This window comes from Legionella busanensis (assembly GCF_900461525.1).
GTDB classification, from domain to species: domain Bacteria; phylum Pseudomonadota; class Gammaproteobacteria; order Legionellales; family Legionellaceae; genus Legionella_C; species Legionella_C busanensis.
The window spans coordinates 283,797-307,851 of the sequence record NZ_UGOD01000001.1; the positions used below are offsets into that span (position 1 = coordinate 283,797).

The following is a 24,055-nucleotide window of genomic DNA, read 5'->3' on the forward strand; positions in this document are numbered from 1 at the left end:
TTTGTGCAACTTTATAAGAAGCTAGCAATGCTGAGCCTTAGAAGTCAGGAGCTTTATTTAAGATAATTAACTTGTTAAATACTATATTGCTGGTTATTTCAACATTAGAAAATACTTAAAATCATTTTAAAAGAAATCTCTTAAGTTAAACTATTTATAACTGACGGTTAGACTCGATTGATCTTAATTAACTTTCTTTATTAAAAAAATACTCTCCCATATTCTCAGTAAAAAAATCCGGTGTTTCATAGTGTTGTAAAATTGCTTTAGCTTTTTCTAATAAAGATTCATCCTTAAATTCTTTTAATAATTTAATGTCCTTATCAATATACTCTGGTCTATCAGCACCAATAATAACAGAGCTAATATGAGGATCTTGATAAAGGAAGGCGAGAGCAAGGCTGGTGAGTTGGTTATAATCCTGGTGAGTTAATTCAAGTAAAGCGCGTATTTTTGGACCATAGGGTAGATTAGGGTCATCGATATGTTGTTTGACATAAGGCGTTAATAAGCCTGTACCGAGCCCGCCCCTTATAATAATCCCCATTCCTTTAGCATAAGCTGCATCAATATAAGGTTTATTGCGTTGATTAATTAAACTATATTCCATTTCTATGACATCAAAAAGATCCATATCGATCGCATATTGAGCAGGCTCTCCATTAACTGAGACACCAATAAAGCTTAACTTTCCCAGTGCCTTTAATTCCTGTAAAGCTTTCACCGCTTCGCCTTTTTTTAAGACTTCAATCGCTGTTTTATTATCTAAATGGAGTAATACTATATCCAATTTATCTGTCTTTAATTTTTGTAAGCTCTCATGCACATCTTGAAAAATGGCTTCTCGGCTAAAATCATAATCAGCCGCAGGTTTTGCACAATAAATTTCATCATAAGCTTTTTGCTCACAACGTGGATCATTGGCTTTAATATTATGCTCACCTGGTTTAGTAATTAAAAGGTAGTTATAGGCTGTGCGTGGAATATAGCGTCCAATACGCTCTTCACTTAAGCCATAAGAAGATGCTGTATCAATGACGGTAATATTATTTCTTAGGGCTTGCAGTAATACTGCTTGTGCCACTGATTCTGATGGATGTAAGCTTTCTTCACCTGCGATACCCCAGGCTCTTCCTAGCTCAACGGTCCCTAAACCAATAAAAGAAACTGCTCTATCTATTTTTTTTATATAGCGCTTAGGCAATTCAGATGGCGGGTTAGATTCAGCCCTTTTAGAAAAGGAATAATGTCCTATAACGAGTAGTAACAAACTTAAGAGAGAGAGTAAAAACTTCATTGTAAATTTCCTATCCTAAAGTAACGTCTAAACTAAAAATCGCTTTATATGCAATAAATCGTTAAATCTTAAGTATGAAATGCCACCATTAATATTAATGGATTATAAATAATTTTATTTAACACTGCTGCGCTTTATCTTGTTAGTTCCCTTTTTATTAGTCACTCTATTAAATATTAATCAATTAGTGTATAATAAGTACAATTTTATTATTTTTTATAATGTAGGTTGCCTTGATAATCTTAACCCCAGAACAAGATCAAAACAAGGAAGCATTGATCCGATACATTATTATTAAAGCATTTAATATGACTGTTTATTTTAAAGGATTCGATGAATTATTAATTATGATGGATGTTGCTGATGAATTCGAAAAGTATGATCCTGCGTCAACTTTAACATATGTAATAGAGCATGTTACTGAAAGCTGGGAGACTTATCATACAGGCATTGACGCAAATTATAGTAACGATGGGCATTATCATTTTAGAAGAAAAGATGAACTACCGCTTAGCTTTGCTGATATTCAGTTATTATTAGATACTCTGTATAAATATTCGCTGCTTACGAGTCAACAACATAATAGCTTATTACACCAAATTCTTAAAATTCAGAATATGAATAGTACTTCTACTCAAACCTATACTGCAACAGCGCGCTTTTTTGTTTATCTAGAGGAGTCAATATCAGAGAAAGAAGATAACCTTGCTAATGGTTCAGCCCCAAGTCGTTAGCGGGTTAACTAGAGCAAAAGCAGAAAGCGAACTTAAAGACATGGTTCTATAATGGGTTGACATAATTTTATATAAAGAAATGAGTTTGATCATGCTAAACTACGCGATTGAAGCTGCTATATTTAAATTACCTATTCCATTTTTTAATTTCACTCATAATTTTTGGATTTTAAAAGATCTTAGTAAAAACAAAATTATTGCCCAGTTACATGGCCTCGCGATGTCAAGAACGACAGGTAGAATTGTACCTATTGGATATCGGCATGATCATAGTTTACGTGCCTATTGCTTTGTGTATGATAAAAATGTTGCTAGGCAGTTGAGATTAACAGTGAGTTCTTTTGCTCTGCCTATCCATGATTGTAATACTATATATACTAAAGAAGATTCTCTTGAACGTTGGTTAAAAGCGCTAGCAGCCTTAGAAGCAATTAATAACCTAAATCTTGACTATCCTCGTGGCGGATTTTGTATTCCTTTATCAAAAACAATTAATAGTAATTCTGTGTATCATACATTTGGGCAGGTAATGGATATAGAAGTATATCGTTTTACTGGCTTTTTACAAATTGGACTCCAAACTTCTGTTTATGAGCAGATTAAAAGAAGCTTTAATTTTTAATATCCAATAATTCAGGCCGAACTTCATATCCGGCCTTAAGTAATGCCAGTGTGTTTATTTTAATAATAACCAACACTCAGTAATTAACTCTGTTTCAGCAACTTCATGATCAAAATTGTAATAGCAAAAAATACAAGGTAAATCTGCAAGTTCTTCTCCAGAATTAGGTAACCAATCGCGATATAAATGATAAATTGTTTTATCAATGTCATCCCGCGAGCCTTTATGAACCGCTACGGCGTAACGTCCCTTAGGTAAATATTTCTCTTTTACAATACCATCAATTTTTAATTGTTTAGGTACGGTAATACCTAGATCAAAGCGAAATTCTTGGGTAGGAGTCGTTTTCGGATCATCATAAGCGAAACCAAAAGCCTCTCCCGGACTAGGCTTTAAATTAATAGTTTGAGATTTAGCCCAGCCAATTAATTGATTTACACTTTCACCAACGCCGGCAGGATCACCTCTATGTTCTAAAACAGCTAAGCGCCGATCATTAATTAGTTCTTTAATAACTACATTCATTTTTTTATCTCGTTTAGGCAAGCAATAAGGCAAATTCTCCCATACGTGCCAATTTGGCTGGGATCTAAATAAACTGGGCGATTTACCATAAGTTTGTTTAAAAGCCCGGGTGAACGCTTCATGGGATTCAAAGCCTGCATTGAAAGCAATATCAATAATTGTTCTATCTTTTTCATAGATTAATTGATGTGCTGCTCGTTTAAGTCGCAGCCAACGTATATATTGTTGTAAAGATAGTCCCGTATAAGCACTGAATATGCGATGAAAATGATATTTGGAGAAGCAAGCAACCTCACTTAACTGAATTAAAGTAAGCTTATCATCCAGATGCTTACCAATAAATTCTGTGACTTTTCCTAATTGATGCTCGTAATTCATAATAATCTCATCATATACTTTTACCTACCCAAACAATAATATTAACTTTTGAATTTTGATGTTTGACCAATCTTGCTAACTAAAATTAAATTTTAAAAAATTAGTAGTTACCGCTTAATATGAAATATTATCTTTAACAAAATTATTATTACAAATAATAAAATAAATTAATCGTAAACTGCCTTAAGTCCTTTTAAATTTTTATTTAATATTAAATTTTTAATAAAATTATTTATGCTTAAATAAATGAATTATAAATATCAAAGAAAAATATTTTAAATAAACCAATAAATTCAATCACATACTTAATAAAATAGCTTTTGAAAATATTTTTTTAGTAAATTTTAAATTATGATTTCTTCAGGTTCTCTTAATTTTTCTTTGTTAAAGTTGTGAAAATTTTAAGAAAAATTAGAGTAGACATGAAAACCTTGATAAAAAAGAAAGAAATAAATCGTTATAATAATAAGCAAAATTTACCTGAGGAATTTGAAGGCTTAATAATTAATAACTATTCCTCTTATTTAAAAAATGATGAAGTGAACTGGAATAATATTGCAGTTCTTATTTTGCAAGATTTAGAGAAAAAAGGGGTTAAAGTTGCTGATAAAATAATTGAAAAAATAAATTCTAACACTTCATATAATGACTTTATTTTGCAATATATCATTAAGCAATTATATAGTTATCCAAATTATCATTTATTTTTAGAAAAATTTGCTTTTAAACTGGGTGCAACAAAAGATCGAGTAATTTCTTTAACTGTTTTAAAAGAAGCAGGGATAACCGATATAAAGGAGTTAGAAAAGATATTTAAAGAATTCTTACTTGAGCAAAAAAAATTAGCTAAGAATGCGCCAAATTTAGTAAAAATTAAAGACGAAGATGATTTTGAACAATTAATTAGTTTACTTGCAGCCAATCCATTATATGAAAATTTGTTACACGCCTTTCTTCAGCAATTAATTAATGAATTTAACAAATACCCAGAAGAAGGAATAGGCTCAGTTACAACTGAAGTTCTCGAGGCTAAATCACTACAACAATTTTTCCAATCTCTAAGTATTGATATTACACTTCAGCCTCCTAAGGACGGCCAGTATAGGAAGGGTACTCTTTATGCGTCGCTAGACTCTACTAACTTAAATTATACTGTATGTAAAAATAATGGCGAATTAGTTCGGGGGGTTATTCCTTTAAGCGGAATTAATGGGAAATTTAATGACCAAACTACGGAAGAAGAATTAAAAAAATATTTACCAAATATTCTCAAAATAACAACAGCAAGAAGGCATACAAGTCAATTAGCTTTAAGTAGTACGCTTTCATTAGCTGAAGCTTTGTTGCAATTTATTCAAACTTTAAGCATAGATGCTACACTTCAACCGCCTAATAATGGTTATTATAGAAAGGATATGCTTTATGTCACCCTTAATTATGGGTACTTAAATTATAGTGTATTAAAAGATAATGGAGAACTGGTTAGCGATACTATTCGTTTCAGTGAACTTAGTAATCAAATTGATGAGCAAACTACGGAGGAGGAACTCAAACAATATTTACCTAATATCCTTAAAATAACAGCAGCAAGGGGGCATACTACTCGCTTAGCTTTAAATAATACAGCTTCGTTACGAGATAGAGCGATAGATTTCATTAAAAAAGAATTTAATCCTGAGCTTCATTCAACTAATTTACCATCCAGCTGTTTTATACAGAGAGAAGAGGCTAAATTCCTATTAGATCAGTGGCTAAATGCAGGAAATTTACCGCAAGTGATTAGTCATTTAATTGACGATAGTTACCTACGTTGTATTCAACAATTAGATCATGTTACAGCGCAGGCCAAAAATCATAGTGAAATGAGTACTTACATTAAGGCAGAAATTGATGCTGTTAGAGATTTAATGGATAACTTTATTCACCTTGCTGGAGCTATGGATAAGCAAGATAGCGCATTTGATATTCAGATTTTACAATTAATTAGCCACTTAAAAAACTTAAAAAATTTTTATGATAAAACGCCATTATTATTTTCTAATGAAGTATTTCCTAAGACAGATGGAAATTTTAACGAATTTGTTAAAAACATTATTTTGCAAGGTCGTAAAGATGAGCTCATTGAATTTAGTAATAACCAAGATGAGATATGGTGCTTAAAGTGGGATTCCTTAATAAACGCTTTAGTTGAAAATAGTCCTGTAGTTAAAGTCTTCAATAAAAAGACATCTAAAAGTGCATCTTTGACAGATGAGTCAGGTCACCTAATTCCTGCAAAAGTTATTTTTAGAGAAGAACTTAAAATGAGCTTGTTAACTCATTTAAAAGAAAATTGTTTGCACTACCATAGACAAGCTTTACAAAACTATCAAAAAGAACAAGCAGCAAAGCCAGCTGTGCAAACAGATGTGGATGATTTTACCAAGCAATTAAGTATTCCTACTAAGCCTTTTAAATTACCTACCATCACTTTAGAAGAAGCAAGGACGGAAGCTTATCGCCAGTATAGTATGCGACATATATTGACGCTTAAAAGCTATAAAGCTTGGACTAATAAGGAAAAATATTTACAGCAAGTCCATAATCGAATTTTACAGCCTAATTTTATGGAGGGCCTACTTGATGAGCAGCTCAGATATGCTCAAATTGCTCAAGAAGAGTGGCTGACGGATGTATTAGTGCCTAAATTTTCGACTGCTCTTTATTTAAATATTGCAGCAAGATTAATTACCGATTATCGCGTTGATATTGAAGCTATTAATCAAATAGCTCAACAACTGTGGCATAAAATATTGTCTTCAAACATTTCAGATAAATTAATGATGGATTGGCAAGAAATATCAATTAAAATGGCGCCTTTGGCTGAAACTGAAACAACGCATTATTATAAAGATTGCCAGGAAAAAGCAAAGCTGCGTATGAGCCAACTTTATCCTACTGTTGCTGAAGATACCTCTGAATATGAATTTAAATTCAAATCTTGCTTAGAAATGGAAAAAAATAAAGTTCGCAAGAAACTAAGTAACCAAGTTATGGCAGCATTTTTGGATAGGTATTTCGACCAATTTGCCAGTCAAGAGGACTTACACAAAAAGCCACAATTTACAATTGGTGAAAATAAAGATTACGTTTTCATTGGTCCAGCAGCAAGTGGTAAGAGTACTATTTCTAACCAATATATTCATCAAGATCAGCGACTAGATTATGTCTCAATGGCTACTGATGATTACCGTGGTATTCGCTTACCTGGTACCGATGATTTTGAAGGTCAGCAAACGGATCAAATGTTTATTCGTACTCAAGATAGCGCTTATTTAGTAAGTGAAATTGTTGAAGATAGGATGCGTTCTTTAAAAGATAAAAGACCGAATATGATTGTGGATGGTGTTACTTATAAACCAGCTCACCGAGCTTTGGTAGAAACCAATAAAAATTCGGTTATCGTTTGTGCCTGTTTAGATGATGCATCTGAAGTGGTAAATCGTTCTTATAATCGAGCTATACAGGAGGATTCTAGTTCAGCTGACAAAGGACGCCATGTAAATACCTCGAGCTTGCTGCATATGCATAAAACAGCAAGTATTAGTTTAATTAAATACTGCCAGCCTAATTCAAACATTGATGTTTACAATACGAACATTCGCCGTGGTGAAACACCACCTTTAATCGCAACGATAAACACTCATGGTGTAAAAAATTTAATTATTCATGATGAAAAAGACGCACTTTCACATTTAACCTCTTTCTTTAATAAAAATCGATTAAATGTAAGCGCACGTAATGCTAGTGGTTTATTTATCGCCCAGCTGCAAAAACCAATGTTTCAAATTGAATCTTTGTTTACTGTGTTAGACCATGACTTTAATATAGTCCTTAAAGATAAAGATGGGAATGCCTATTTAACGTTTAGAAAAAATGGTAAAGATAGTATTGAGATGACCATCCCTAACCCTGAGCAAGTTAAAGAGAAATTATCGCATCCAGGTAGAGAGTGTGAGTTATTAAAAATGATGTTGCTTTATGGGCAGTATGGTTGCTTAAAGGAAGTTCGCAAACAATGCTTAATTCAAGAGACTGATAGACTTGTAGAAGATATTCTAAGTAAAGCAATAGCCGCAAATCAGTACGTAGGTATATCAAATCAAATGGTATAAAAAATCATCAAGAAGGGCCGAAATTAGGCCCAACTTTTTAATTAGTTTTTAGCTTAGCTAGGGTTTAAATATTTTCCCTAGCTTAGATAACCTCTCTTAATTTTAATATTGATTTGCACTCACTTATCCTTAATTAATATACAAAATACTGAATAACTTGCTTTTTGAATTAGCACGATGTTTTTTTACTAACAAGTATTGCTGTCAAACCTAATAACAGATAAAGTCAGTAGGGAAATATCCTTTCAAAATCTTAATTTGTGAGTGGTTTAATCAGGAGTACTTAATGACTAGGTTTAACAAAATAGACTCATATGTAAAGCAGAAAAAAGAATTTATTAACTCTGTACGCGATATCTTAAATAAAACCCCTGATGAAAGCGAACGCATGCGGCGGATGTCAGTATTTAATACATTATTACTGGTTGCAACTTATGCTAACCCGGACGAATTAGAGAATGAGCTTAAAAATTGTTTTGCAGAGTATGATGTTAAAGATCAAAAGACTATTAATTATATAAGTGATGGACTGCGAGATTTAAATTATTTATGTGTTACAGTTTTAAATGATAATAATATAAACCAACAAAATTCTAGACGCATAAATAGCTTTTTCATACCTGAGTCAGAAGTTAATGTAGAATTAAGTCAAGCGTTAAAAGAAATGGTTTTTGCGAAAACAAGACATAATCCTGAAATATCACATTCATGTATGGAGCCCTAGTTAAAATTTAGATAATGTTTTAAATATAAATAAATTAATATGTTTATTTGAAAATTGAAGCGTTATTATCATTCTAATTTTTAGAAAAAAATTAAGAAAAACTCAAATTTCAAGTAATTCATAATTGTAATGATAATAAATATAAAAATTTCATACTGCCTAAACTGATATTGAGGCAGCACTTGGATTAAATCTCCGTTTTCAAGCTATTGCTTAACTAATGTATCGTCAGTTAAAAACAAACCGATACCAGCTAAGCAAGCTTGGTTATTAAGGGTGTATGGAGGTCAGTTCTTTTGATTGGTTATCAAGAGGATAAATATGTTTACTTTCAAGAAATTTTTTAGCAATTTCAGCTATTTCTTTCGGATTTAAAGTCGATGCATTAATCCTTAAGGTATTTTTTGATTCTGATAATATTTTATTTGCCATAGGGCGAGTATTATTAAAATAATCTTCAATTCTATAATTAATAACCTCTACCTTATCATCTTTGCGCCCTCGGCTTAATAAACGGCTACGCATAATATCCTTAGAAACTGATAAGTCTATGACAGCAGCAGGTGATCCATAGTGATTTTTAAAAAGATGCCATTGCGTTAAAGTTCTTGGAAAACCATCAAGTAAAATAGGTTTGGTTTGCTTGAATGCATCAGCTTGATTCATTACATCAATAACTTCTTGATCATTTAAAAGTTTGCCCTGCTCGATACGCTCTTTAAATAACTGAGCCTTAGGATGCTTTGGATTATTAATAATTGTTCTTAATGATTCACCGATAGAAAAATGATTAGCTTTAGATAGCTGCTTAGCTAATACACCTTTACCACTGCCTGGGCCGCCCATCAATAAAATAATCTTGGGTAAAGTTGATGTAGAAGAACTTCCTAAAAATTTATTAAAAAATAGTGCGCTATTTATCATTTTTATTTTTTTCTTGTTTGTTAATATTAACTAGGTATTGCTAAAGATTAAATTCAATTAATAATACGCAAGTTTATTTAAGGCATTTTGCATTATAGTAATTCTATAAATTACTTATAGTCAAATAAGTTTTATCTAAAAAGTTTTAAGGTATTACACTTCCTCAGCTGGTTGCATAATGCTTTCTAATAGTGCATGTTTATTGGCAAAATTAATATGATGAATAGTGCGAGTCATAAATTGACTTTCACAGAATACGCGCCAATGAATACGGCAAGCTTGCTGATTATTTTCAATAATGTAGTAACTATTTAATCCATCTTTACTTCGCTCACACATCAATGAGCCGGCATGAAGCACGAGGCAGGAATAGTTATCGTTTTTTTCGATTAAGCCTAAATGGGCATAATGTAGGTGGCCAGTACATACAATATCAACGGTACTTTGTTTTAAATAACGCAAAAACTCTTGATCATTTTCTAACGGTTTATGTAATCCTTCGAGATAATCAAAATTATGATGGAAAAATAATATATTTAATTTGGTATCTTGACTATCAAAATAACGCGTAATAGTCGCTAAATTTTTATGTGAAAGTTGCCCATCTTTTATTTGATAAGGATTTACACTGTTAATACCTAAAATACGTACTTCATCATTACTATAAGTAATAGTTAAGTCATTTGTGACGTAGTGTTTATAATTTTGGAAAGGAAAAAATAGCCGTGCTATTGGATTATGAAGCGGAATATCATGGTTACCTGGTACAGTCAGTACTAAAGTTGATAATCGACTAATAAACTCTTTAAACTGTTCAAATTGCCAGACCTTAGCTCTTTGTGTTATATCGCCTGAAATGATAACTGCATCTGGTTTATGCTCTGCTATATCCTCCATAAAAGCATTTAAAATTTGCTTATTGTGCATGCCAAAATGCAGATCAGAGATGTGAGCTATTTTCATAATTTTTAGTTAATAAGTTAAGAGATTTAGGGAGACTTCTATACGTTAAGGGCGTCGTGACACTAAGCGTATCACCATCAAGAGAAATAGTTATTTTTTCTTTGTAATGCACAGTGACTTCAACTGGGCATCGCGTTTCCTTAATTTCAAAATTGTGCTTTCTTGTAAATAAAACACGAAGAATTTCAAGCAAACGTAGTTTGCCATGCTTAAAATAATAAATACCTAATTTCGCATCGTTAAAGCTATCGCGAACATAACTTAAAGGAAATTCATACGAGTAAAGATTATTACTAATCATAAAAAATGATGATTTAAGTAAGATATTAAAATCATTGCATTTTATGAGAAGGGAGTAGCTTCTATGATAAAAGAGCGCTTTAATGAAACTGGGTATATAGCTTATCCACTTGTTATAAAATTTCGTGTAATAATCTCGCTTTTCAGCAAGTTTTGGATAAAAACCTATTGAAGAGTTGTTAATAAAAACATTGCCATTCACTTCGGCGCAGTCGATAAGGCTAGTTGAATTTTTTTGTATAGCATCTATTAATTCATCTACTGTAGAAGGTAGGTCTAACTCTTTAGCAAAATGATTTAATGTACCTAAAGGTAAAACACCAAGTATTGTTTTAGTATTTGCACACCATTGCGCGGCACTGCGAATGGTACCATCTCCGCCACCTACTAATAGAATAGGATGATTTAATTGGCACTGTTTTATAGTTTCCTCTAAATTTGCAGGATGAGTTTTATAAAGTTGATAAGCAATCTTTTCTTTAGTTAATCCCTCTAAATAAGGCGTAAGTTGATTTGCATTTTTTGCCTTACTATTGACTATAACAGCAATATCAACCATAAAATCTCCAAGAAAATATTTAAAGCTAGGCTAAGAGAATAGATCTTTTTCTATAAACAATACTATGGTATTTAACAGTGATTCTACAAGATAATTTTCAAAGCTTTGATATCCTGGTAATATAATGCAAAAAATTTCTTAGAAGAATTATGCCCTCTTTTGATATTGTTTCAGAAATTAATACTGTTGAGCTACGCCATGCTGTTGAGAATACGAATCGTGAAATGGGGACACGTTTTGATTTTCGCGGTGTACAGTCTAGTATTGAACTCAGTGATTTAACTGTAACTCTAAAATCTGAATCAGATTTTCAGGTTCGTCAGTTAGAAGATATGTTTCGTAATCATTGTACTAAGCGAAATGTCAGCGCAGCTGGTATAGAGATAGAAGACGAGCCTATTCATAGTGGTAAAACCTATTCTTTGAATATGAAATTTAAGCAAGGGATAGATCAACCTACTGCGAAGGAAATTATAAAGCTAATTAAAGACCATAAACTTAAAGTGCAAACCTCTATTCAAGGCGATAAAATACGCGTAACAGGTAAAAAGCGTGATGATTTGCAAGAAACAATTGCGTTACTTAAAAAATCAGATGTCAAAATACCGTTACAGTTCGAAAATTTTAGGGAGTAGAATTACTTTTGTTAAATAAAATCGTCTTCAACTATGAAAAAGATTGGTAATTTATTATCCTTGCGAATAGTGAAATGGGTATGAGACTTTTAGAGGCACTTTAGTAGAGGTAGTTTAATGAAAGCGACACGGTTAAAAATTCCAGATGTAGTCTTATTGCAGCCTAAAGTATTTGAAGATGCTCGCGGATTTTTCTTTGAAAGTTTTAATCAGGCCCATTTTGAAGAAATCATTGGACATTCAGTTTCTTTTGTTCAAGATAATCATTCACGTTCAGGAAAGAATGTTTTACGTGGCCTTCATTATCAAATTAAACAAGCGCAAGGTAAACTAGTGCGAGTAGCTTCAGGCACCATTTTTGATGTGGCTGTCGATATTAGATCTTCTTCGCCAACCTTTGGTCAATGGGTAGGCGAAATGCTTTCTGCCGAAAATAAAAATCAGCTCTGGATACCCGAAGGTTTTGCACATGGTTTTGTTGTTTTATCAGAAACTGCAGAAGTACTTTATAAAACTACTGATTATTGGGCGCCTGAACATGAACGTTGTATCAAATGGAATGATCTTGATCTGGAAATTAACTGGCCTACTGAAAAGCAGCCTCAAGTTTCATTAAAAGACGAGCAAGGGTTACCGTTATGTTCTGCAGAATTATTCCTTTAAGAGGAACTTAATAATAGTGATGAATCTAATTTACTTAGTACACAATGTTTCTCGATTTGGTAAACTTAAGCATTTTTTAAAATGCATTTAGCTTTTTTAGCTTATTGAGAAGCGGAAATTTGAACTTAATAAAGATAAAATTGAACAATATGCTGACCTTGAAGGAAATATATAAAGAAATTACAGAATTTGATATTAATAAAAAAGTAGGCTGGTCTTTCCTAGATGCTTTGCTTCCCATAATCTAAAGCAAAGTTTAAGCGCTAAAGATGAGGAAAAAGCTATCTTAACTTATGAGCTTGAATAATTAAATAATCAATAAATGAATTATTATATCAACATAGCAACTTAAGCTAACATTATGAAAGTCAGATTGACCAAATTTTAGAATATCGAAAACCAATTGAGGCAATTAAAAACTTATCAAGTTAAGGGCTTTCTAAGCCAGTTTGGATAATAGGAGGTGCTATGTTAAATTTGCAAAAGGGCATTAAGTTAGCTAAATCTGGTTATGCTGTCTATAAAAAAGAGGGTTTTCAAAGTTTTAAAGACAAAGTGAAGGCTAGACTAATACACCGACTTTCTTACCCACGAACTCTATTATTTTTTAGAGGCTCTCTAAAATTTGCCAAATTTTTAATTAAGGGCCAACTATTACAAAAATTTCGAGCTTATGGTGGTGTTAGGAAAACTATCTATAATTTTTTGAAAATACAATCTACTCCTATTGGTGCCGGCGCGCCTTTACACTATTGTCTCAGAGTGCCTTTAAGCTATTCATTTAAAAAATGGACAACGCCGCCTAGCATTGCAGTCATATGCCATATGTATTATGTTGATCTTATCGAAGAAATTTCAGCCTATTTAAATAATATTCCTTACTCCTTTGACTTATTTATTACAACTGATTGTCCAGAGAAAAGAGATAAAATCGAGAAATATTATTTAAATTGGCCGAAAGGCTCTGTGACAGTCAAAATAGCTCAGAACCGTGGAAGAGACATTGCGCCTAAATTAATTGAATTTGCTGATGTTTATTCCTGCTATGAGTTTTTTCTTCATATTCATACAAAAAAAACACCACAGATCCAAGGTAATGGATGGCGTAATTACCTTTTTGAAACATTATTAGGATCGGAGAAAATTATTTACAGCATTTTTGAAATTTTTAAGCAAAATAAAAGTTTAGGAATGATAGCGCCTGACCATTCTCGCTTAGTTCGCCATTGTATTGGCTGGGGCGGAAATTTTGAAATATGCCAACAATTCGCTGAAAGATTAGGAATCGAATTATATGTAGATAATCAATTAGATTTTCCTTCTGGCTCAATGTTTTGGGGTAGGTCAGCTAGTATAAAATCCTTAATAGAAGCTAACCTTAATTATGAAGATTTTCCTCCTGAAGATAATCAGATGGACGCTACACTAGCCCACGCTATTGAAAGATTATACTTTTTAATCTGTGAGCATAATGCATATAAATGGATTAAAATTGGTATAAATCATGTGGATACTGATAATGAAAAAATGACGTCTGTAAAAAGCTCGAAAGATTTGATTGAATTTATAAATACACATCAGTATGAATTACTGCATCAAAGAGTTCGGGTTAAACCCTATCTCTCACACTTAGAAAAAATAGCCTATGAAAATTCTGACTATAATTTCTTGAATTTTTTAGATTTTCAATATGAGCTTATTAAATTACGAGAAGGGAAACCAGGTATCATTGATTTTGATGAAAAATTTTATTTAAGTGCTCATAAAGATGTAGCAGAGGCAGTTTTAAATAAAAGCATTCCTTATGGATATATTCATTATTGTTTAAAAGGCAAAGAAGAAGGAAGGGTATGGAGTAATAATCAATTAAAACATACATTTGCTATGGAGCCTCATTATCCTAAAGGTTTTTTTTCGCCTGTAAATATTTACTCTTCTGATGCACAACCCAAGTCATTACCGATTTTGCCAGAGAGCAATGTACCCTTTTTACTTGTTTTATTTTCTCATCTGCAAGATGATATTTTTTACGGAGGGTATACCGCTTTTTTTACTGATTTCCTGCCTGTATTCGGTCAGTTTAAAAAAATAATTTTATCGGTTGAGGCTGAAGTATTTAATCCTGAACTTGCTAAGCGCTATGCAAGTCATATTGAAGTTATTCATCAAAGTGAGCTGGGTACCCTTAATTGTACGCCAACTTTAATTATTTGCTTTAATTGTGATCTTTTTCATAGAGCATTACGTTTATTTAAGAATCCTGGCAAAATTATTTATTATTGCCAGGAGTTTGAGGCTTGCGCGCACCCTTTAGGGGATAGATATATCGAAGTTGAGAGAGCAATTTATAAAGCACAAAATATTATCCTATCTACAGAGATTTTAAAGAAATACTTAATAAGTAGAAATCTTATAACTGAAGATAAAAAACTTTATATTACTAGTCCTAAAATTGAACCCATAGATGTAATTCAAGAGAAAAAAAAGAAATTATTTTTCTATTTTAGGCCAGAACGTTTTAATTTGAGAAATTTATCAAATTTATTACGAGAAACTGCGGAGGAATTTTGTAAAAAGCATCGAGGTTATACCATTTATATGGTGGGTACAGTCAACACTCGCTATTCGTATGAAGTAAACGGTACCCAAATTTTTGTATTAAGCAAGCTTTCAAAACAACAATATTTTGATCTAATTGCTTCCTGTGATGTAGTTATATCTATGATTTATGCAGCTCATCCTGGCATTATCGCCTATCAAGCAGCCGCCTCAGGAATTCCTTCAATCACCAATACTTTCGACAATCGAGATAAAGCTTTTTTAAAAAAGATATCAAAAAACATCGTGCCTTATGATCCAATTCGAGATGATCTTTTAGAGTTAATTGAGTACGCTTTAACTTTGCCAAAAGGCCATAAACATTTTAATGAAAAACTTTATACAGGCCAGCAAGAAGGTACATTGCTAGAATATGTTAGTAAAATATGCGACTGGCCTAGACCTAATCAACCTAAATTCTATTTAAAAAAAGAATTTCATACCAAAACAGAGATATGCCTTGAGGAAGTAGAGGAAGTGTAAGTGACTTAAGTCAATAATTGAAACGATTTTGTATATGAAAAAAGTACTTCATTAGAAAAATTAAAAATATACTTATGGGGTACATTCGTAGTCTGATATATAAATAAAAATATAGGACTTTTATTCAGCCATTAAAGAATTTGATATAATAAAATGGTATAGAGAGATTGATTGATTAATAATTAATTTTGAATTTATAATGCAGCAAAATAATCATAAAATAATAATTAAGTATGGAACACATTAACAATCTTTCAAAAAGAATTGATAACTATTCAGTGAAAATTCAAGCAGCAATTAATCGAGTCTTATCTAGCGGATGGGTAATACTAGGTCCGGAAGTTCATCAATTTGAGCAAAATTTTGCGGCTTATCTTGGATGTGAATATTGTATTAGCGTTGCTAATGGTACAGATGCATTAGAGCTTGCTCTTAAAGCAATGGGGATATCTAGCAAAGATCGTGTTGCAACAGTAGCTAATGCTGGTATGTACGCTACTAATGCTATATTAGCGGTGGACGCAGACCCCATTTTTATGGATATTGATGCCACCACTTATGTTGTAAGCTTTAATGAAGTAGCGCGAGCAATTAACCTAGGTGCAAAAGCAGTTATTGTGACTCATCTCTATGGTTTAGTCATTCCAGAAATTGAAAAAATTGTTAATTACTGTAGGGAAAAAGGTGTATTAGTGTTAGAGGATTGCGCACAAGCGGCCGGCGCTTGTCTTAATAATAAGCGAGCTGGCTCGTTTGGTGATACGGCTAGCTTTAGTTTTTACCCAACCAAAAATTTAGCAGCTTTAGGGGATGGCGGTGCCGTAGTTACTAATAATTCAGCAATAGCTGAAAAGTTAAAATCCCTAAGACAATATGGTTGGTCATCGAAATATCAAGTAGAATTACCTGGCGGTCGTAATAGTCGTCTTGATGAAATGCAGGCAGCCATTTTATCTATGTTTCTGCCTGACCTGGATCATACTAATGCACGTAGGCGTGAAATTGCAGCACTTTATAATGATGGAATTTGTCACTCTGATGTCATTGTTCCTCTGTATAAGAGCACAGAGTATATAGCACATCTTTATATAATTCGTACCCATAGACGTGATGAGTTACGCAAACATCTTCGGCAACTAAATATTGCTTCAGATATTCACTATCCAATTCCAGATTATCGTCAGCCAGTTTTTGGTGATAAATTTTCTGCTATTTTTCTTGAAAATACGGAGCTATTAGCCAGTGAAATAGTTACCTTACCTTGCTATCCAGAGCTAAGCAATGATGAGGTTAAGTTTATTATTAATGCCATAAATAGTTGGTGAATATGAAATATACGGTGATAGTCCCTGTTTATAAAAATGAAGCATCTATACCACGTTTATTGCAAGCATTAGCTAAAATGAATGATGAATTAGGTGGAGATTTAGAAGTAGTGTTTGTTGTAGATGGCAGTCCTGATAAATCATATGCTTTGTTAAGGGAAGCTGTTGACAATCTTCCTTATGCAAGTCAGCTTTTATTACATTCACGTAATTTTGGTTCTTTTCCAGCTATACGTAGTGGCCTTAAAGTTGCAAGAGGAAAATATTACAGTGTTATGGCAGCTGATCTTCAAGAACCTATAGACTTAGTAATTAATTTTTTTAAAGTGTTAGAATCTAATGAATGTGATGTGGCCATTGGTACTCGTCTCAGTCGTAATGATCCATTTATGTCACGAATGGCTTCAGGGCTTTTTTGGCGCGTATATAAGCGTTTAGTTGTGCGAGATATGCCTGAAGGCGGCGTTGATATATTTGGTTGTAATCAGCTATTTCGAGATCATTTATTAGAACTTGACGAATCACGATCGTCTTTAATTGCGCTTATTTTTTGGCTTGGATTTAGACGAAAATTAGTTAGTTATGAGCGTCAAGTACGTGAAGAAGGGAAATCAGCTTGGACACTTAATAAAAAAATAGAATATATGATGGATAGCATTTTTGCTTTTACTGATTTTCCCATAAAATTACTAATGAGAATTGGTGCCATAGGTACTATCTTATGTGTTTTTTTCGGTTCAGTTGTTTTATTCGCTCGCCTTTTTCATGTTATTGCTGTACCAGGCTATGCTGCAACAGTATTAATTATTTTAACAATGGGCGCTTTTAATCTCTTAGGTTTAGGTTTAGTTGGTACGTACGCGTGGCGAGCTTATGAAAATAGTAAACGTAGGCCATTAGCTATTGTGTCTTTACAATATAAAAATAAATTGAGGGCTAATAATGGTTGAACCTATTTATATTCATCCTACTGCAGATGTGCAATCAAAACAAATTGGGGAAGCAACCCGTATTTGGCAATTCGTTGTTATTCTTGCCGACGCTAAAATTGGAAGTCATGTAAACATTTGTGCTAATTGTTTTATCGAAAATGATGTTGTAATTGGTAAGAATGTTACTATTAAATCAGGTGTGTATCTGTGGGATGGAATACAGTTAGATGATGATGTTTTTATTGGTCCAAATGTTACATTTACTAATGACAAATTTCCTAGATCAAAGGTATATCCAGAAAAATTTCTTGTAACCAAGGTAGAACGAGGTGCTTCTATCGGGGGCGGAGCCACTATATTACCTGGATTAACTATTGGCATGGGAGCAATGGTTGGAGCAGGGGCTGTTGTTACTAAATCGGTTCCTCCTTATGCTATTGTAACAGGCTCACCTGCAAGGATTGTAGGTTATGTAGAAAGCGACTCTTCAAATAATGATTTTTGTCAAAGTAGTTCTAATGCTTTATCTCCATCTGTTTTCCCAAAGCAGCTCAATGTTGGTAATGTTAAATTATATCAACTCAAGCTGGTCAGAGATATGCGAGGTGATCTTACAGTAGGCGAGTTTCTCAAAGTTATTCCTTTTATTCCTAAGCGATATTTTTTAGTATTTAATGTTCCTAGTGAAAAAACTCGTGGTGAGCATGCTCATTATAATTGTCATCAATTTTTAATTTGCGTAAAAGGAAGTTGCTCTGTAGTAGTAGACGATGGCAAAGCGCGGAGTGAAGTTACATTAGAGTCGCCTGATGTAGGATTACATTTACCACCTCTCATTTGGGGAATTCAATATAAATACTCTAGTGATGCTGTATTATTAGTATTTACATCAGATTACTATGATCCCAACGATTACATTCGCAATTACAAGGAGTTTATTAGTGTAGTTAGTAAAAAGGAAAATCAGTGCAGCGAAGTGGGTTAAAACAAAAAATAGAGCATCTGCTGCGTTTTCTGTCAGGCGGTTTTCTAAATACAATTTTTACCTACACTATTTATTTTTTTTTGAAATTAGTTATCAATTATCAATGGGCTTATTTATTTGCTTATATAGTAGGTATTATTTTTTCCTATTGCTTTAATGCAAAAATAGTTTTTAAAGTAAAGTATTCTTGGAAAGTTTTTAGCTATTACCCACTTATTTATATTTTTCAATACATAGTGTCATCATTATTACTATATATCTTAGTGGAAGTTGAATATTTAAATGATACGGTGGCACCATTAATTGTTATTTTGATAATAACTCCCTTATCTTATTTTATGAATAAAGTAGTTTTATTATATAAAACGTCATAGAAGGATCATGTGCAATTATAAATCAACCAAAGATATATATAGTTTGATAACTCTCCCAAAATTAAGCTTAATGTTTAGCGCCTATTTTACTAAGGGATTAAGTAGGTGGAACAGGGATTATTATATTTAAGTCGATTAATATATTTTCACAGTCTCACATTACAAAGCTTGATAAAGCAGTTTAAATTTAAAATAGGCTCAATCCAATCTATTTCAAGGCTACCTTACTAAATAATATAATGTGCAGCCTTAAATAGTAAGCTTAGATTACCCTAACTTAAATATTAGTAAAACTATTATCTTTAAGGGTCTGAATTGAATGCTTAGCCTTTAGGTGGCAAGGCAAAATTATAAGTAAGCAAGGCTCTCAAATTTTCATTATGTGTAAAAGTACCTTACTTAAATAATACTCTTTATAGTAGTTTCAAATAAATTTCTTTATATCTATTTTAAAAGTTACTTTCTTTATGCCTTTTGTAGCTCATTGGTATCATTTTTTTTGGTTGGTATGGTAAGAAGAGTAAAAAGCCGCCAATAAGAAGCTCCTATATTTTTTCCATATATGACTGAAGATAAAGGTGGAGCATAAGACTTAGGACAAGGCAAATCTTTTCCTGCTTGTACGTTTTGTACTAAACATTCCATAAGATCCATTCTAAAAAAAAGTATTTTTTTAAAAAACTTCGAATGATTAAATCCACCTGCATAGATAATAAAAGGAATTATTATTAAAGGTATAATGAGAGAAAGCCTATATTGGATATTGAATAAATTAAGTGATTTTAAAATAGTAAAAAGTAAAGCCACGACCCAAGGCCATAGCAAAGTTACCCAAAAATAGTGAAAGCGAAGATAACCTAAAGAAAATATTCCTAAAGATTTATGAAGCTCAGGAGAATGTAAATTGGCGCGGCCAGCAGCAACAATTAAAAGATAAGTAAAAATGATACCAAAGAGGGTTACGAATATCAGAGCAGGCCTGGCTTCTATTAAAGACGGTCTCTTTCTAAGTAAAAAAGAAAAGGACCAAATTAAGAGGCTAATACAAAAAATTAAAACAACACAAGTTAAAGTTAGCGAAAGAAGTGGTGTTTTATAAGGTAGCATTAGCGATCGAGCTACCTTCCCAAAAAGATAGAGCCAAAAATCAATCTGATTAGGGTATGCCATAGGCGCGTCAGGGCGATGAGTGCCATGTTGTATAAAGATTATTACCGATAGTTGAGCTAGCGTCGTAAAAATACCTATAATTAAAAGCGCGAGGCATCCCATGAAAAGAGATTTTTTAATCTTAAGTTTTAAAATTTTATTAAATAATAGAAAAACTAAACTTAATGTAAGGACAGCAATAGCACCACTTATATAAGAAAGCCCGGAGATTAAGCCTAACGCACATAAAATTGGAATTATTAGCCGGTTATTATGCCATTTATCGTTTATAACAATATAAATTATAGATAAAAGGCACACTAAAGGTATGGCTTGATGATAGGCTACATTTTGCAAACCCCAATAAGTGTCGGGTCGCATCATTAATAATGTAAGCGTGAAAGCAGAGGCTGCTAATAAGCGGTTATTTAAGGCAAGGTGTAATAAGCGCCATTGTAAGAGTAATAATGCACCTAAAATAACAAACATAGAAACAAATTGGTAAACAATAGTGTTTCCCTGAAAAGCTCGATAAGCAAGAGCGTCTAATACTTTACCAACAGGATATAAAGTATCATTAGCCGAAGCAAACAAGTCCTTTAGTTTAAAAGAACCGACCTCCTGTATTATATAGGCGCGCCAATCATCTAATAAAGGAATATCAATGCTATAACGAAGCCATGCAATTTCTTGTAAGATTAAACTTAAAATTGGTAGGAAAAGAAGTATCCATATGATTTTATTGTACTGTCTTATTTCCATAAAATCCCCAATTTATAATCTACTTATTATTTATGCGCATATATTATAAGTGTTTAAATAAACATTGACTATAGGAAAGATTTTAAGGAGCTAACGATAAAGCGCTTCTTTTGTTATGCAACTAGAAATTATTTAACTTCTTTTAAATAAGTCATGTTGAGCTATGCTCAAGTGCGTGACTAAATAAATTATTTTTAATAAACAGTTCAACTTTAGGTAAAAAGCTTTTAAGTTGAAAATTAATAGACTCTATATGTGATCTGGATGAGTCATTCGAGCAAATTTTATTTTACTGATTTGCTTAGCAAGGTTGTTATAAACTTTTCGACCTAATTTAATAGCAGGCTTTTCAATAAATTTAACAAAAAAAGTACAAATCAAAATTAATAGAATTAAGGTACAAGTTGTTTTGACAAGAAAGCTGCCATTGAAATTCTGTATAATTCTATCGTATAGCCAATTATGAAACAAATAAATAGAGTAAGTTAATTCGGAAGTAAATATAATAATTGCATTAGAAGTTAATTTTTCCCTAAATTTCCATGTGATTAAGAAAAGTAAAAATGCGCGTAATGAAAGTAAAGTATGCGACCAGTAAGGCTGGTAAACTACATTTAAATGCCAAAGTTGAACAAATACTAAACCGGTAAAAGCCATTAAAGTGCTTAATTTTATACGCTGATTTTCATACAAATAGATAAAAACACCTAGGAAAAGAAAAGGGCCATACATATTCAAGTAAGCCATATTCCAAGTGTTGACTCCAGGAATAGGGGAAAGCAAATTAAGTAGAAGTGTAAGGAAAATTAAAGTAAATGGTAATGCTATAGTATCCTTGTTAGTAAGATTTAATAAGCGCATAAGAAACATAATAAAATAAAAAATAATTTCTACACGTAAAGTCCATTCTACACCACCAAGAACATTAGGCGCTTGAAAAAAATCACCGATTAAAAGAAGTTGAGGAATTAAGACATAATAATTTGGAGAGCTATGATCGATAATTGAATTAAGAAACACTTGTAATAATAATGCTATTACAAAAAGAGGGTATATTCTAAAAATTCGTTTAACTAAAAATTCAAATGGTAATTCAGCTTGGAGTACGTAGGTAATAACATATCCTGAAACTAGAAAAAAGACTACTACCCCAGTGTTACCAGCAAGAAAAAATGGTAAAGTTAATTTTACTAGAAATCTAAACAAATGAGGAATTTTGTGATTATGTGCTATATGATGTAATAAAGGATAAAATTTATGGCCAATCAATACACTAATAAAAGCAAAGATTCTTAAATAATCGAGAAAAATCATACGGTTTTTGACTTGCTGCATAGTGTATTTATCTAAATATAAATGAGAAGTACTATAATTTTTTATAAGTAGAATAGCAATACTTACCTCTAAGATAGCTCTTCCGGAAAATAGCAATTTTAATTATACATTTTTAACTTATTGCTAGTTTTATGAAAGTTAAAACCAATTAAGTATCAAATTTATAATTTTACTTGACTTAAGTTTTCAACACTGTTTAACAGCGCACTACTAATTAACTAGAATAAGTAGTCAAAAATACTAGCCCCTAAGTATTCCTAAATTATGTAAACTTGCCGAATGAGAATATAAAAGTTAAGCGCGTTATATATTAGCTACCTATCGCCATATAAATCTAATTTGATCCATTTAGACAGCAAGAAGCAAAGCTTATCTTAAAATGAAGCGTTATGATTTAGTAATGACGTTCTACATTATAGTAAGTCAATAATAGCTTTTATAAAATTCACTTCATTTATATTCATAAAGAGATCTCTTTATGATGCCAGAATTATTTATTTGACTTTAAAAAGCCTTAACTTATTAGTTAACATTTTTATTAGATTAATACTAGGATTGAAGGTCGTTATTATGCAACAATTTACACAATTTAAATTAGATCGATGGAAATAAATATGAAAATTCTAATAACTGGTGGTGCTGGATTTATCGGCTCTGCTCTAATACGTTATATTATTGCAAATACCAACGATAGCATTTTAAATATTGATAAATTAACTTATGCGGCTAACTTACAAGCACTTGCATCAGTTAAGAATAATGAAAATTATTCTTTTAAACAAATTGATATTACAGATGCAACTAAAATTAATGAAGTGATATCTGCTTATCAACCCGACGCAATTATGCATTTAGCAGCTGAAAGTCATGTTGATCGTTCGATTGATGGACCAGCAGAATTTATCAATACCAATATTATCGGAACCTACACTTTGTTAGAAGCAGCAAAACAGTACTGGCTATCGTTAGCTAGCGACAAAAAAAACAGATTTCGTTTTCATCATATTTCAACAGATGAAGTTTATGGCGACTTAGAAATTGAAGATGAAGCCTTTACAGAAAGCACACCTTATGCACCCAGCTCTCCCTACTCAGCAAGTAAAGCAAGCTCGGATCATCTTGTGAGAGCGTGGTATCGAACTTATGATTTACCTGTGTTGGTAACTAATTGTTCTAACAATTATGGCCCCTTCCAGTTTCCGGAAAAGCTTATTCCTAAAGTAATTTTAAATGCTTTATCAGGTCAATCAATTCCTGTTTATGGGCAAGGAACGCAAATTCGTGATTGGTTATATGTAGAAGATCATGCCCAGGCACTCTATCAAACGCTAACTCAAGGTAGCATAGGTGAAACTTATAATATTGGCGGTTGTAATGAGAAAAAAAATATCGAAGTTATTTCGACTATATGTAATCTATTAGAAGAGTTAGCGCCACATAAACCTCAAGGAGTTAAATATTATAGTGATTTAATTAAACATGTAACTGATAGGCCAGGACATGATAAACGCTATGCTATTAACGCTAATAAAATTAGAAGTGAACTTGGTTGGCAGCCTAAAGAAACTTTTGAAAGTGGGATACGAAAAACTGTAATTTGGTATGTTAATAATTTAGCACTACTTAGGTAATTT

General features: G+C 32.2%; 19 protein-coding genes. 12 read left to right on the plus strand and 7 right to left on the minus strand.

From position 1 onward, the window contains the following. Positions 1-187 precede the first annotated feature (187 nt). Positions 188-1,297: an aldo/keto reductase gene (locus tag DYH30_RS01330; protein ID WP_115329801.1), complete on the minus strand. Its 1,110-nt coding sequence runs from the start codon at positions 1,295-1,297 to the stop codon at positions 188-190. 308 nt (positions 1,298-1,605) lie between these two features. Here DYH30_RS01330 and DYH30_RS01335 point away from each other — a divergent pair, with 308 nt between their 5' ends. Both DYH30_RS01335 and DYH30_RS01340 read left to right on the plus strand, forming a co-directional pair. Beyond that, complete coding sequence (locus DYH30_RS01335; RefSeq protein ID WP_115329803.1) at positions 1,606-2,031, plus strand: hypothetical protein; 426 nt, start codon at positions 1,606-1,608, stop codon at positions 2,029-2,031. Between the two features lie 91 nt (positions 2,032-2,122). Next, the gene (locus DYH30_RS01340; RefSeq protein ID WP_115329805.1) at positions 2,123-2,653 is read left to right on the plus strand and encodes a hypothetical protein; all 531 of its coding nucleotides are present in this window, start codon (positions 2,123-2,125) and stop codon (positions 2,651-2,653) included. Between the two features lie 54 nt (positions 2,654-2,707). On the opposite strand, the gene DYH30_RS01345 is transcribed toward DYH30_RS01340, so the two are convergent. Next, positions 2,708-3,556, minus strand: a complete 849-nt coding sequence (locus DYH30_RS01345; protein ID WP_115329807.1) for an AraC family transcriptional regulator — start codon at positions 3,554-3,556, stop codon at positions 2,708-2,710. 422 nt (positions 3,557-3,978) lie between these two features. Between DYH30_RS01345 and DYH30_RS01350 the strand changes: the two genes are divergently transcribed. Beyond that, entirely contained in the window at positions 3,979-7,710 is a 3,732-nt protein-coding gene (locus DYH30_RS01350) for a hypothetical protein (protein ID WP_115329810.1), read from the plus strand. A 286-nt stretch (positions 7,711-7,996) separates the two neighbouring features. Continuing rightward, positions 7,997-8,434, plus strand: coding sequence for a hypothetical protein (locus DYH30_RS01355; RefSeq protein WP_115329812.1), 438 nt, complete (start codon positions 7,997-7,999; stop codon positions 8,432-8,434). Positions 8,435-8,704: 270 nt separating this feature from the next. Here DYH30_RS01355 and DYH30_RS01360 read toward each other — a convergent pair whose 3' ends face one another. The 3 genes from DYH30_RS01360 to DYH30_RS01370 form a co-directional block, all read right to left on the minus strand. Then, positions 8,705-9,358 (minus strand): nucleoside monophosphate kinase, encoded by a 654-nt coding sequence (locus DYH30_RS01360; RefSeq protein ID WP_115329814.1) that lies wholly within the window; start codon positions 9,356-9,358, stop codon positions 8,705-8,707. A 153-nt stretch (positions 9,359-9,511) separates the two neighbouring features. After that, the gene (locus DYH30_RS01365) at positions 9,512-10,321 is read right to left on the minus strand and encodes a metallophosphoesterase family protein (protein WP_115329816.1); all 810 of its coding nucleotides are present in this window, start codon (positions 10,319-10,321) and stop codon (positions 9,512-9,514) included. Continuing rightward, positions 10,299-11,180, minus strand: a complete 882-nt coding sequence (locus tag DYH30_RS01370) for a diacylglycerol/lipid kinase family protein (RefSeq protein WP_115329818.1) — start codon at positions 11,178-11,180, stop codon at positions 10,299-10,301. The genes DYH30_RS01365 and DYH30_RS01370 overlap by 23 nt, the downstream gene beginning before the upstream one ends. Before the next feature lie 149 nt (positions 11,181-11,329). On the opposite strand from DYH30_RS01370, the gene DYH30_RS01375 reads away from it, so the two are divergent. The 7 genes from DYH30_RS01375 (at position 11,330) to DYH30_RS18670 (ending at position 19,175) form a co-directional block, all read left to right on the plus strand. Then, positions 11,330-11,815: a YajQ family cyclic di-GMP-binding protein gene (locus DYH30_RS01375; RefSeq protein ID WP_115329820.1), complete on the plus strand. Its 486-nt coding sequence runs from the start codon at positions 11,330-11,332 to the stop codon at positions 11,813-11,815. Positions 11,816-11,932: 117 nt separating this feature from the next. Continuing rightward, on the plus strand, positions 11,933-12,478 hold the full coding sequence (rfbC, locus tag DYH30_RS01380) for a dTDP-4-dehydrorhamnose 3,5-epimerase (RefSeq protein ID WP_115329822.1): 546 nt from the start codon (positions 11,933-11,935) through the stop codon (positions 12,476-12,478). Between the two features lie 468 nt (positions 12,479-12,946). Continuing rightward, positions 12,947-15,559: a rhamnosyltransferase WsaF family glycosyltransferase gene (locus tag DYH30_RS01385; RefSeq protein ID WP_115329824.1), complete on the plus strand. Its 2,613-nt coding sequence runs from the start codon at positions 12,947-12,949 to the stop codon at positions 15,557-15,559. A gap of 233 nt (positions 15,560-15,792) precedes the next feature. Continuing rightward, positions 15,793-16,884, plus strand: coding sequence for a DegT/DnrJ/EryC1/StrS family aminotransferase (locus DYH30_RS01390; protein ID WP_115329826.1), 1,092 nt, complete (start codon positions 15,793-15,795; stop codon positions 16,882-16,884). Between the two features lie 2 nt (positions 16,885-16,886). Next, the gene (locus DYH30_RS01395) at positions 16,887-17,834 is read left to right on the plus strand and encodes a glycosyltransferase family 2 protein (protein WP_115329828.1); all 948 of its coding nucleotides are present in this window, start codon (positions 16,887-16,889) and stop codon (positions 17,832-17,834) included. Further along, entirely contained in the window at positions 17,827-18,801 is a 975-nt protein-coding gene (locus DYH30_RS18520) for a WxcM-like domain-containing protein (protein ID WP_115329830.1), read from the plus strand. Before DYH30_RS01395 ends, DYH30_RS18520 begins: the two co-directional genes overlap by 8 nt. Next, complete coding sequence (locus DYH30_RS18670) at positions 18,783-19,175, plus strand: GtrA family protein (RefSeq protein WP_207385811.1); 393 nt, start codon at positions 18,783-18,785, stop codon at positions 19,173-19,175. Before DYH30_RS18520 ends, DYH30_RS18670 begins: the two co-directional genes overlap by 19 nt. A gap of 465 nt (positions 19,176-19,640) precedes the next feature. On the opposite strand, the gene DYH30_RS01410 is transcribed toward DYH30_RS18670, so the two are convergent. Both DYH30_RS01410 and DYH30_RS01415 read right to left on the minus strand, forming a co-directional pair. Continuing rightward, entirely contained in the window at positions 19,641-21,086 is a 1,446-nt protein-coding gene (locus DYH30_RS01410; protein ID WP_115329832.1) for a hypothetical protein, read from the minus strand. Between the two features lie 249 nt (positions 21,087-21,335). Further along, a complete protein-coding gene (locus DYH30_RS01415; protein ID WP_131740748.1) occupies positions 21,336-22,517 on the minus strand; it encodes an acyltransferase family protein in 1,182 nt (393 codons plus the stop codon). A gap of 518 nt (positions 22,518-23,035) precedes the next feature. On the opposite strand from DYH30_RS01415, the gene rfbB reads away from it, so the two are divergent. Then, positions 23,036-24,052 (plus strand): dTDP-glucose 4,6-dehydratase, encoded by a 1,017-nt coding sequence (gene rfbB, locus DYH30_RS01420; protein WP_115329836.1) that lies wholly within the window; start codon positions 23,036-23,038, stop codon positions 24,050-24,052. Positions 24,053-24,055 lie beyond the last annotated feature (3 nt).